At 68.0% G+C, this 11,879-nt stretch carries 11 protein-coding genes; 8 read left to right on the forward strand and 3 right to left on the reverse strand.

Annotation, left to right across the window (positions count from 1 at the left end; translation table 11 throughout):
* Window positions 1-30: 30 nt before the first annotated feature.
* Window positions 31-2,166 carry a hypothetical protein gene (locus ON45_RS05390; RefSeq protein WP_051062528.1) on the reverse strand — a complete coding sequence of 712 codons (2,136 nt, stop codon included), beginning with the start codon at window positions 2,164-2,166 and terminating at the stop codon, window positions 31-33.
* Between the two features lie 107 nt (window positions 2,167-2,273).
* Here ON45_RS05390 and ON45_RS05395 point away from each other — a divergent pair, with 107 nt between their 5' ends.
* The 7 genes from ON45_RS05395 to ON45_RS21115 all read left to right on the forward strand — a co-directional run bounded on the left by ON45_RS05395 (window position 2,274) and on the right by ON45_RS21115 (window position 8,066).
* Entirely contained in the window at window positions 2,274-3,245 is a 972-nt protein-coding gene (locus ON45_RS05395) for an NADPH:quinone oxidoreductase family protein (protein ID WP_040492562.1), read from the forward strand.
* A 24-nt stretch (window positions 3,246-3,269) separates the two neighbouring features.
* Window positions 3,270-4,196, forward strand: a complete 927-nt coding sequence (locus ON45_RS05400; RefSeq protein ID WP_040492563.1) for an LLM class F420-dependent oxidoreductase — start codon at window positions 3,270-3,272, stop codon at window positions 4,194-4,196.
* Between the two features lie 101 nt (window positions 4,197-4,297).
* A complete protein-coding gene (locus ON45_RS22415; protein WP_051062529.1) occupies window positions 4,298-4,804 on the forward strand; it encodes a DUF2510 domain-containing protein in 507 nt (168 codons plus the stop codon).
* Between the two features lie 158 nt (window positions 4,805-4,962).
* The gene (locus ON45_RS21110; RefSeq protein ID WP_051062531.1) at window positions 4,963-5,415 is read left to right on the forward strand and encodes a DUF2752 domain-containing protein; all 453 of its coding nucleotides are present in this window, start codon (window positions 4,963-4,965) and stop codon (window positions 5,413-5,415) included.
* Window positions 5,415-5,549 carry a hypothetical protein gene (locus ON45_RS23870; RefSeq protein WP_277619162.1) on the forward strand — a complete coding sequence of 45 codons (135 nt, stop codon included), beginning with the start codon at window positions 5,415-5,417 and terminating at the stop codon, window positions 5,547-5,549. Before ON45_RS21110 ends, ON45_RS23870 begins: the two co-directional genes overlap by 1 nt.
* Window positions 5,550-5,591: 42 nt before the next feature.
* Window positions 5,592-6,896, forward strand: coding sequence for an FHA domain-containing protein (locus ON45_RS05415; protein WP_040492565.1), 1,305 nt, complete (start codon window positions 5,592-5,594; stop codon window positions 6,894-6,896).
* A 147-nt stretch (window positions 6,897-7,043) separates the two neighbouring features.
* A complete protein-coding gene (locus tag ON45_RS21115; RefSeq protein WP_158412217.1) occupies window positions 7,044-8,066 on the forward strand; it encodes a peptidoglycan recognition protein family protein in 1,023 nt (340 codons plus the stop codon).
* Between the two features lie 86 nt (window positions 8,067-8,152).
* On the opposite strand, the gene udp is transcribed toward ON45_RS21115, so the two are convergent.
* Window positions 8,153-8,914, reverse strand: coding sequence for a uridine phosphorylase (udp, locus tag ON45_RS05425; protein ID WP_040492567.1), 762 nt, complete (start codon window positions 8,912-8,914; stop codon window positions 8,153-8,155).
* A gap of 77 nt (window positions 8,915-8,991) precedes the next feature.
* Here udp and ON45_RS05430 point away from each other — a divergent pair, with 77 nt between their 5' ends.
* Window positions 8,992-10,254 carry an MFS transporter gene (locus ON45_RS05430; protein ID WP_148288536.1) on the forward strand — a complete coding sequence of 421 codons (1,263 nt, stop codon included), beginning with the start codon at window positions 8,992-8,994 and terminating at the stop codon, window positions 10,252-10,254.
* Here the strand turns inward: ON45_RS05430 and ON45_RS05435 are convergent.
* Window positions 10,209-11,762: a trimethylamine methyltransferase family protein gene (locus ON45_RS05435; RefSeq protein WP_040492579.1), complete on the reverse strand. Its 1,554-nt coding sequence runs from the start codon at window positions 11,760-11,762 to the stop codon at window positions 10,209-10,211. The two genes, ON45_RS05430 and ON45_RS05435, sit on opposite strands and share 46 nt — an antisense overlap.
* Window positions 11,763-11,879: the final 117 nt, after the last annotated feature.

Below are 11,879 nucleotides of genomic sequence, written 5' to 3' on the forward strand. Positions count from 1 at the left end.
CCATCCGGTGTCTGACACCCGATGGCACCGCTACTCGCGGGGTTCGATGATGCAGGGACCGCCCTCGCAGGTGTCGACGACCACACCATCGGGTTGGAGGAACGCGCCGATCTGGTCGTAGGCGGCCGGCGCGCGGCGGACGTCCTCGTGCGGGTCGACTCCGTCGCGCGGTGGCGTGTTCGTGATCGGTGGGAGCGGGGTCCCGCTGTCGAACATCACGGTCGCCGACCCGTCGAACGGGTAGGCGTCGATTCGGTCGATTCCCCAGAACGGTTCCACGTCAGTCGACCGCACGTCGGCAGCGCCTGCACCGACGGACGCGCCCATCGATCGGGCCATGACGTCCATCGCGACGTTGGCGACCTGATGGTCACCGAGCGCGCCCTGGATCAGCGCGTACTTCTGGTTCAGACCGGGGAGCGGTTCGCGGAAGTGGTTCACGTAGCCGTTGCCCTCGCCGCGGTCCCACAGCATCTGGATCGTCAGCAGCACGATCGCTTGATCGAGTTCGTCGGGGAATGCCGGATCGAGGATCTGCTGGAACGTGTCGAAGTCGACGCTCCGATTGAGCAGTGTCGAGTAGTTCACACCCGGCACGCCGAACACTCCGCGGTCCCAGTCGGTCGACACCGCGGTCGCGACCGGACCCATGATCCCGCCCTGGGAGATGCCGTAGTACGACAACTCCTCCGTGTCGAGCAGCGGCTCGTCGGCGTTGGTCCGGAACGCCGGATCCGACACCAACCCGTCGGGATGTCTCATCAGCCGGCCGAGGAACAGCGTGTTCAGATGGCCCTGCAGCAACCGGTCGACGAGGGTCGAGAAATTGCTCGGGTCGACGAGGCTCGCCGCCGCGTTGCCGACGTCCTCCTCGGACATGCCGATCAGCGCGGTGCCGCACACGACGTAGTTGTGGTTCTGCGCGACCAGCGTCGGGCCAGCGGAGGTGACTTGACTCTCGGTGCCGAGCAGGCCGTGTCCGTAGACCAGGCCGGCGCCCGGTTCGGCTCCCGACGACGCGGGAGTGATCTGGCAGCGGAACGGAGCCGTGAGGGTGCCGTTCACCGTCGGGAGGTCGGAGCCGTCGAGCAGATTCAGTCCGGTCCCGGGAGCGCCGTCGGCCTCCAGGTAGAGCGGCACCTCGTAGGTGCCGTCGATGATGATCCGTCCGGGGACGTCCTCTTGGTCCTCCACGGCGGACGCGATCGAGAAAGGCGGCGGGGCGTCTCCGTGTTGCGTGAACGCGTCGTCGCGCATGTGGAGGAGTGGTCCGGTGAGGTTCTCGGTCGAGATGACCGTGAAGTCCCACGCCATCACCAACTCGTCGCGTTCGACCCCGACCGTCTCCAGGTCCGCGAAGATCTGTTCCATCGACTCGCGGCGTGCCTCGACCTCGGGAACGTCCGTTTCCAGGCGATCCCGATACGCGACGAAGGCGTCGGTCGGTTCGATCGCGGTGCCGGTGGAATCGACCAGGTTGCGGAGTCCGATCACGATCCGGTGGCCCTCGGTGTAGTTGACCGCGGGCCGGAGGAACAGACCTCGGCGCGCTTCGTCGGTGGTGTTGGCGTCGAGTTCGGCCCAGTGGGGCCACTGTTCGCCGCTCGTCGCATCGACGATCACGCTCGCCGACTCGGCGTTCATCGAACGGGCGATGTCGGTGATCGGGGGAAGGCCGGATGCTTCCGGATCGACACCGGGCACCAGCACGAGTGCCGCGCTTCCCGGACTGAACCCGTCGTTGCGGTTGGTGCGAGCGACGTCGATCGGTGTCCCCTCCGCATTCGCCGGCATCGAGTCCGACGACAGGTTCACTCGCCGTCCCGTCGATGTCGTGTCGTCTGCGACCGTGAGCGCGTCGGAGGGAAACGGCAGCAGGCACGACTCGCCGACGACTTCGCAGCGATCGGGGTTCTCGACGGTGAGGTCGACCGTGCCGGCAAATCCGTCGTCCTCCGGTTGCTCGGTCGTCGCCGAGGTGGTGACCGGGGCCTCCGTCGAGAGTGTGGTCGAGTCGGCGGCGCCCGGTGCATCCGTGGTCGGTGCGTCCGTGTCGGCGGCTGCGGTGTCGAGCGCCGATTCATCGCCGGTCGACGCCTCGTCGGATCCGTTGCTGCATGCCGCCACGATCAGCAGCGCGGCCGCGGCCAGTGCGATTCGCCTCATCGATGTCCCCTCTCGAGTTTTTCGTTCCTCTGGCGACGGACGGTAGACGACCGGCGGCTCGGCCGTCCCCCTGGGTCCGGCGTCGCTCGTCCGAATACGTTGGGGGCATGCGTATCTGGCGACTCGAAGAACTCGGTGACCCCCTCGAGCAGCTCCGGCTGGTCGATGAGGAAGCTCCCGCTCCCGGCCCGGGCGAGCTCCTGATCGATGTCGAAGCGGTCGGTCTCGCGTTCCCGGACGTGTTGCAGTGCCGGGGGGAGTATCAGGTGAAGTCGGGTCCGGGTTTCACGCCGGGTGGCGAGTCGTGCGGCCGCGTCGCGGCGGTCGGTGGCGGGGTCGATGACGTCGAGGTCGGTCAGCGCGTGGCGTTCCTGGGCAGTGGCGGTCTCGCCGAACAGGTCGTGCATCCCGCGACGGCAGCGTTCCCGGTGCCGGAGGGTGTCTCCGCCGAGGTCGCGGCGGCGATCCCGATCAACTACTGCACCACGCTGTACGCGTTGCACGATCGGGCGCAGCTCCAGGCAGGCGAGACGGTGTTGATCACCGGTGCGGCCGGGGGCACCGGTACCGCTGCGATTCAGTTGGCAAAGGCGGCCGGAGCGCGCACGATCGCCATCGCCGGTGGTTCGACCAAAGTCGACCTCGTGCGCGAACTCGGCGCCGACGTGGTGATCGACCATCGTGAGAACCCTGACTGGGTCGATGCCGTGCGCGAAGCGTCAGGTGGCGGGGTGGACGTGGCGTATGACCCGGTCGGTGGCGACACCTTCCACCAGGTCCGCCGTTGCATGGGATGGGACTCACGACTGCTGGTGATCGGTTTCGTCGCCGGGATCCCGGAGGTGAAGACCAACCACGCCCTCCTGAAGAGCTATTCGATCGTCGGCGTGCATTGGGGAGCGTCGCTCGCAAAGTTCCCGGACTCGCTCGGCGACCAGATGCGCACGCTGCTCGACATGGCGGCCGAGGGGACCGTGGCTCCGCCGTTGTACCCGCCGTACGCGTTCGACGAAGCGGCGCAGGCGCTGCAAGATCTGGCCGATCGCAAGACCTACGGCAAGGTCGTCGTCACCCGCTGACCGACGCGACCGTAGGCTCCGCGTATGAACCTTGCGGATCTCACCATCTTCACCGAGCCCCAGCAGGGAGCGAGCTACGACGAGTTGCTCGCGGTCGCGCGTCGCGCAGAATCGCTCGGGTTCGGCGCGTTCTTCCGTTCCGATCACTACCTCTCGATGGGTGACGGAGACGGGATGCCCGGTCCGACCGATGCGTGGGTCACGCTCGGCGCCATCGCCCGGGAGACGACATCGATCCGACTCGGCACGCTGGTCACGTCCGCGACGTTCCGACTTCCGGGACCTCTCGCGATCTCCGTCGCTCAGGTCGACCAGATGTCGGGTGGCCGCGTCGAACTCGGCCTGGGTGCGGGTTGGTACACCGAGGAACACGAGGCGTACGGAATTCCGTTTCCCGACCTCGGCGAACGATTCGACCGGCTGGAGGAGCAGTTCGACGTGATCACCGGTCTGTGGTCGACGCCGGTCGGTGAACGGTTCGATCACGACGGCCCGCTGTATCCGATCTCGGGGTCACCGGCGTTGCCGAAGCCCGTTCAGGATCCGATTCCGGTCATCGTCGGCGGGGGTGGCAAGAAGCGCACGCCGGCGCTCGCGGCGCGTCACGCGACGGAGTTCAACACACCATTCATGCCGCTCGATCTCTTCGTCGAGCAGCGTGACCGCGTCCGCGAGGCCTGCAACGAGATCGATCGCGATCCGGACGAGCTCACCTATTCGGCAGCGCTCGTCGTGTGCGTCGGTGTCGACGAGTCCGACTTCGCAGCCCGCGCCGCGGCAATCGGCCGTGAACCCGACGACTTGCGCGAGAACGGCGCCGCCGGCACCCCGGACGAGCTGCGCGCGACGGTCGAGCGATGGCACGAGGCAGGTGCGGAACGCATCCACCTCCAGGTGCTCGATCTCGCCGACCTCGATCACCTCGACCTCATCGCCGCCACCCTCGCCTGAGGCACCTCAGTCGGGTCCGGCGGCGCTTGCGCCGATGAGCGCGAACGGGCAGACTCCCGCCAGGCGGTCGCGACGGCGTCCACGACGCAGAAGGATGGGACATGGGGGCAGGAGCAGCGCCGGCGGGGTGGTACCCCGACGTCGAGCGCACCGGAGGCGAGCGCTTCTGGGACGGTTCGCAGTGGACCGAACAGCGTCGCGACCCTCCTCGCACCGCACCCACGGCTGCGCCCACCATCTCGGCACCCGCGAGGAGCGGACCCGTCGGCTACCAGCAGCCGGGGTACGGTCCGCCGCCGGTCGCGGCCCCGGTCGGCTATCAGCCGTACGGCACCGCGGGCGCGTACTCCCCGAGGAGCACGATGCACGGCTGGGCTCTCGGCCTGTCGATCGCGGGCCTCGTCCTCGTCTGCTGTGGCGGCGTGCTGCTCTCGATCCCGGGCACGATCATGGGGTGGACCTCCATGAAGGGGGTCGATCGGGGTGAGCGTGACCCGACGACACGGGCCACGGCCAAGGCCGCGTTCATCGTGGGAATCGTCGGGCTGGCGTTCGCCGCGGTTTGGATCGCGCTCATCATCGCAGGGGCCATGCTCGATGGCAGCTGAGCATCCGGCCGGATCGCGGCCGGAATCCTGTGGATTCTCGACCTGTCGCTCCTGATTCGCTACGACATCACCAACGCGCCACCAGGGCCACCGGGTGTGTCGTATGCTTTCCAGCCACCGCACCCCTCTCCCGGTGCTCGGCGGTTCGGTGGCCACCCATGACGTTGCTCGACTCCGACCCTCGCCACGACCACGGGCCACCTCGCGCTCCTCGATCGGGTGTTGCGCGGTTCGTCGCGTCGCCCGTCGGTGTGGTGGTCGCGGCGGTTGCGGCGGTGTTCGCGCTCGACGCAGCCGGGACCGACGACGGGCCGGGACTGTGTCTGTTCCGGCGCTGCACGGGTGGCTACTGCCCGGGGTGTGGGATGACCCGGTCGGCTCGGCACCTCACGCGTGGACAGTTCGGCGCCGCGTGGAGTGACCACCCGTGGTTGGTGCTCCTGGCGGTTCAGGTCGTCGTCGCGGGGGCGGTGTACGGCGTGGTCCGGTGGATCGGTACCCAGGTCGAATGGCGTCGGGTCGTCACTCCATTGGCGGTCATCAACGTTGTGCTGCTCATCGGGATCTGGGTCGCGCGCCTGGTCGACGGTTCGATTCCCCGCTTCTTCTGATGACCGTCGAAGGCGACCACAGCACCGCCGACCTCGATGCCCAGGGCAACCCCACCGGTGAAGTCGAAGTGGTCGTGGGTCGCCCACCGGGGGCTCCGGATGCGGCAGCATGGGAGCAGACGAATCCATCCTGATCATCCCCCAACCGCAGCCACAGCCTGCAGGAGGTGTAGGCCATGCCCGACCACACGAACCCCGACGCCGCAGAATCCGATTCGACCGCGACCGAACCATCCTTGGAGTGGGGTACCTCGTCGTTCGAGCCGGGTTCGGATGTCGGCTTGGTCGCGCGGCACACCGTCGGGCTGATCGAGCGTGACAACCCGTCCACTCGTGAGCGATTGTGGGGTCTCGTCGCCGATGACGCTCCACTCGACGATGTCCTCGATGAGCTGTCGTCCACCGGTTTGAAAGCGCTCCCGGACTTCGGGATCGTTCAGGCAGAGGGTGCCAACGTCCGCGTCGTCGCGCGTGGACGAGCGTCGATCTCCGCGGAGCTGTCGTCGGGTGACGTGCACGAGATCGATGCATCCGGTGTGCGCACGTGGATCGAGGAGGTCGTCGCCGACGTCGTCGCCATCACGATCATGCTGCCGCCGTCGGTCGACGACGCTGCATCCGACCTCTCGACCGAGGCGTTCGCCGTCCTCGCGGGCTCGGTTCCCGCGCGGTCGATCAGCCGTCGTTTCGACGTCGCCGACGGCCATGCATCGGTGGCCGAGGAAGGATGGTCGAACACCCCGGCGTGGGCATCGCCCGCCGAGAGCGACCTCGTGGACGATCCGAGTACCGAGCTCGATGCCGACGCCGATGTCGAGCTCGCGATGGTCGAGCCCGCCGACAGTTCGGGTGACGGTGACGACTGGTTCGACCTCGAGGACGCCGCGCCGTCGGAGTCCGTTCCGCCCCAGCCCGTCGATGCGCAGGTGGCCGACCCCCAGCCGGGACCTCCGCCGTCCGACGTTCTCCCCGCGAGCCCCCAACCGGGAGGACCACCTGCACCGGGGGCCGGCACCCCGCCCCCGGCCGCAACGGTGATCTTCGGAGCCGACGACGGCCCGGCGAGTTCGATCTTCGATCAGACCCAGGCTCCTGCTGTCGAGGCGGCCGACGACGGCGACGTCGCGTCCGCATCGGCGTCCTGGGGCGTGTTGGCGTTCTCCAACGGAGTGCGCATCGAGGTGGACCGCAGCGTCCTGATCGGTCGGAACCCGAAGGTCTCCGGTGACGTGGAGGGCGAGCTTCCGCACTTGATGAAGTTCGACGGTCCCGGGCAGGGGCTGTCCCGGACGCATGCGGAAGTGCGGGTGGAGGACGGCGAAATCGTGCTCGAGGATCTCCAGTCCACCAACGGCACCGAGGTCGAACTCCCCGGTCAGCAGCGTCGCCGAGTGCGCAGCGGCGAGCCGGTCGTGGTCGTTCCCGGCACGTTGATCGACTTCGGCGAGGAGCTGCACTGCACCGTCGAAGCCGCCGGCTGACCGGACGCTTCAACGGGGAACGCGATGTGTGAGGCGTGCGCCCCGAAGATCTCACGGCGACAGGCGCTCTCGCTCGCGGGTGGGGCGGCGACTGTCGCCATAGCGGGTGGGCTCGGACGACCGGTCGACGCACGGGCACCGAGGGGCTTGACGATTCAACCGCGAGCGGTGTGGGCGGGCGACGACCGCCCTCCGGTCGGTGAACTGCGCGGTGAGGATGTCCGGTTCCTGCTCGTTCACCACACGGCATCGGCCAACGGCGCCGATCCGATCGGGACGATGCGCGGTGTCTACGACTTCCACACGTCGGTCGAGAAGGGTTGGCCCGATGTGGCGTACAACTTCTTCATCGATCAGAACGGGGAGGTGTACGAAGCTCGAGCGGGCAGCCTCGCCGGCCCCGTCGAGGCGTCCGCGACCGGTGGCAGTCAGGGCTATGCCCAGCTGGTCTGCCTGCTCGGAGACTTCACCGCGCAGAACCCGACCGCCCCGGCACTGGCGTCGTTGAACGCGACGTTGGCGTGGCTCGCGGACCGCTACTCGATCGACACATCGGACGGAGCCCAGACGACCTTCGTCTCGCGGGGATCGAACCGCTGGCCGGAGGGCTCGGCCGTCACCGCCTCGACGATCTCCGGTCATCGCGACATGAGCCAGACCGCCTGCCCGGGCGACACGTTCTATCCCTACCTCGTGGCCAATGTGCAGCGCGAAGTCGACGCCCTCCGACCATCCCGGATTGCGACGACGACAACCGTGCCGCCGGCGGAGACGACGACGGTTCCGCCGGTCTCGACGTCGTCGGAGAACGCGCCGACGACGTCGGTGCTTCCGACCACGACCGAGGTCGCTGCCACGGCTGTCGAACCGACGGACGCTGGTGCGACGTCACCGTCGGCGCCGACTTCCGTCGTTCCGGTCGAGGTCGCACCCACGACCGTGCCGGCATCGGGGGAGCTGCTCACCGCCGGAACCGCGGGTCAGGCCGCCGCCGGGACGGGCCGGGACTCGTCGAACGGAACGGCGTTGGCGATCGCTGCCACGGCTGGCGCGTTGGCGCTCGCCGGTGCTGCCTTCGTCGGGATCCGGGGTCGAGCAGGTGGGGCCGACGGTGAGAACGATCGGTCGGCTGTCGACCCACCGCCCGGTGGTGGAGATCCGTTGGCGTGACGGCGTGACTCGGAAACGGAACGCAGCCGACCAGGCCCCGCGCTCCGACTCAACGCGGAGAGATCAGCCACCCAGGGTGGATCCCGTCAACCGGTGAGCAGGCGTCGCGCCGCGTCGACGACGACACCGATCGTGGCCGCCTCGACTTGCTTCGACGCGTCGGCCGCCGGTGTCTCCTCGCGGGTGCGGTTGACGAGGACGCCGGCCACGCATCCGGCGCGGAGGCCGAGCGCGGAGCACATCGTGAACAGGGTGGCCGACTCCATCTCGTAGTTCAGGACCCCGAGTGCCTGCCACTCGTCGAGGCTCCCGCGGAAACGAGGCGTGACCCTGCCGGCAACCGTGTCGTAGCGTTCCTGGCCCGGATAGAAGGTGTCCGACGAGGCGGTGATGCCGACGTGCATCGCGATGTCGGCGTGCCGGGCAGCATCGACGAGCGCGGTGGTGCAGTCGAAGTCGGCGACTGCCGGAAACTCTGCGGGAGCAAAGTGGAAACTCGCACCGTCGAGGCGGACCGCACCGGTCGTGACGATGACTTCGCCCGGTTCGATGTCAGGCTGGATCGCACCGGTGGTTCCGATGCGGAGGAACGTGGTGACGCCGAGCTGGGCCAGTTCCTCGACGGCGATCGACGTCGATGGTCCGCCGATCCCGGTCGAGCAGACGACGAGCGGGACCCCGTCGAGTGTCCCGCGCATGGAGGTGAACTCGCGAGTCGACGCAAGGGCGACCGCGTCGTCGAGTCGTTCGGCGATGCGCGCCACCCGGTTCGGGTCGCCCGGCAGGATCGCCAACCGTGCGCCTGCCAGGTCGTCACGCGTCAGATCGAGATGGAAGACCTCAGACATGTCCCGACCGTACCCGTTGCACGACGGGTCGGACTCGTTCCGCCACGGTCGGCGGTGTCGGTCGTTATGGTGCGCCGGTGAACACGCCGACCGAGACGCAACGGGTGGTCCGGAGCGACCGGTCCGTCATCGCGTTCCTCGCGTTCATCGGCGTGCTGATGGCCTTCGGAATCGACGCGGCACTTCCGGCGTTCGACGAGTTGCGGACGGATTTCGACCTCGACGCGCAGGGCGTCAGTCCGGCGATCACCGGGACGGTCTACTTCGCCGGGATGGCGCTCGGTCAGGTGCTGTGTGGCGTTCTCGCGGACCGGTTCGGGCGTCGGAACGTGCTTGCCGGTGGGATCGTGCTGTACGGGCTGGGCGCGATCGCCAGCGCCCTCGCGCCGGCTCTCGGCCCGCTGCTCGCCGCCCGTTTCGTGTGGGGACTCGGTGCGTCGGCACCGTCGGTCCTACGTTTCGCGATCGCCCGCGACCTGTACGAAGGCAGCCGGATGGCACGCGTGGTCGCCACCTTCACCGCGGTCTTCCTGATCGGCCCGATCCTGGTCCCCTTCGTCGGGGAGGCGATCCTGCTCGTCGGAACGTGGCGCGCGGTGTTCCTGGTCGGTGTACTGCTCGCCGCGGCCGCACTGGTGTGGACGGTTCGGTTCGGCGAGACGATGTCGACCGAGTACCGCCGACCGATGCAATTCGGACCGTTCGTCGATGCGTTCCGTGCGGTGGTCAGGACGCCGGTCACCCTGTGGGCTCTCGTCGGTTCGACCCTGTTCAACGCGTACTTCTTCGTCTGGCTCGGCAGCTCCCAACCGATCCTCGATGAGGTGTACGGGCGCGACAGTCAGTTCACCGTCTTCTTCGGACTCTCCGGGGTCGGGATGGCCGTCGCGCTGTTGCTGAACAACCGATTGATCGAGCGGTTCGGAATGCGCTCGATGGTCCGTGCGTCCGCGTTGCTGTTCGTCGTCGTCACCGTGGGCATGGTCGCGGTGGCGATCGCAGCCGACGGGATGCCCTCGGTGTGGGTGTGGTTCGCCTGGGCGGTCGTCGCTAACGCCATGACGATGGTGATCAACCCGATGGCGTCGGCGATGGCGATGGAGCCGATGGCCGACAAGGCGGGCACGGCGAGTGCGATCCTCGGTGTGGCACAGCTCGGGCTGGGGGCGTTGCTCGCTGCGGTCGTCGACAGTCGGATCGATGGATCGGTGACGCCGATGGTCGTCGGCGCAGCCGTGTTCGGCAGCGCGGGGTTGGCGGCGCTGTTGCGTGCGACGAACGAACCGCGTGTCGGTCAGCCGATCTGGTCGGGCATCTCGGCCTTGCGGCGGCCGACGTAGTCGATCAACTCGGCGTCGATGGCGTCGTCGAGCGGTGGGGCTTCGTAGCCGGCGAGCGCGGCCTTCCACGCGGTGTTGGCCCGTTCGGCGGCCGAGGTCTTGCCGTCCTCGGTCCACTGCTCGAAGCTGGAGTTGTCCGCGATCGTCGAGCGGTAGAACGCGGTCTCGAAGTTGGCGAGCGTGTGTGCGGTTCCGAGGAAGTGTTCGCCGGGTTGGTGTTCGCGCAGAGCGTCGATCGCCTGCCCGTTCTCGGTCATGTCGAGCCCTGTGCCGAGCTTCATCATCATGCCGAGCTGGTCGGCATCGAGCATGAACTTCTCGTAGCCCACCGCGAGGCCACCCTCCATCCAGCCGGCGGCGTGGAGCACGAAGTTCACCCCGGCCATCAGGGTCGGCTGGATCGTCGCAGCGGACTCGTAGGCAGCTTGCGCGTCCGGCAGCTTCGACGCGGTGAGTGATCCGCCGGAGCGGAACGGCACGCCGAGCCGCCGGGCGAGCGCGGCGACGGTGTAGAGCACGATCGCCGGCTCCGGAGTGCCGAATGTCGGGGCACCGGTGGCCATCGACATCGACGATGCGAATGATCCGAACACCACGGGTGCGCCGGGACGGACGAGCTGGCAGAACGTCATGCCCGCCAAGGCCTCGGCGAGCGTCTGCGTCGCCACGCCGGCGGCGGTCGTCGGCGCCATCGCTCCGGACAGGATGAACGGCGAGATGATGCACGCTTGGTTCGCGGCGGCGTACGTCTCGGCCGCGTCGAGCATCGTGTCGTCCCAAACGAGTGGTGACGACGCGTTGATCAGCGACGACAGCACGGTGCGCTCGGCTCCGTCCTCACCGCGCAGGTCGCCGCCGAAGCCGATCCGCGCGAGTTCGATCGAGTCGGCGGCGCGCTCGCCGGCGGTGACCGATCCCATGAACGCCTTGTCGCTGTACTTGAGGTGTGCGTACACCATGTCGAGGTGACGCTTGTTGACCGCGATGTCGACCGGCTCGCACACGGTCCCGCCGGAATGGTGGAGATGCGGCGACAGGTACGCCAGCTTCACGATGTTCTCGAAGTCCTCGATGCTCGCGTAGCGGCGACCACGATCGAGGTCGAACACGAACGGCGACCCGTAGTTCGGGGCGAACACGGTGTTGTTGCCACCGATCTCGACACTGCGGGCCGGGTTGCGTGCGTGCTGCATGTACTGCGACGGAGCGTTCGTCGAAACGATCGACCGGCAGAGTCCCCGTGGGAAGTGGACGCGTTCTCCCTGGATGTCGCAGCCCGCATCGCGCAGCAGCTCGAGGGAACGTGGATGGTTGCGGAAGTCGACGCCGACCTCTTCCAGGATCGTGTCGGCGTTGTGCTCGATGATCTCGAGAGCTTCCGTACCCACGATCTCGTACGGCGGAATGCTGCGTGTCAGGTACGGCGGAATCGTGGGAGCGTGAGCCGCTCGTTCCGCAGCGCGCCCGGCTCGACCGCCGGTCCGTCGCCCACGTCGTTCTGCACCCAATGCGGTCTCCTCGCCGAGCCTGTGATTCCGCCATCCGGAACGGTTCCAGATTACAGAACACGCGATCCAACCGTGAACCATCGGAACCATCGGGTGTCAGACACCCGATGGTTCACG

The organism is Ilumatobacter nonamiensis YM16-303 (assembly GCF_000350145.1).
In the GTDB taxonomy this organism is placed as follows: Bacteria; Actinomycetota; Acidimicrobiia; order Acidimicrobiales; family Ilumatobacteraceae; genus Ilumatobacter_A; species Ilumatobacter_A nonamiensis.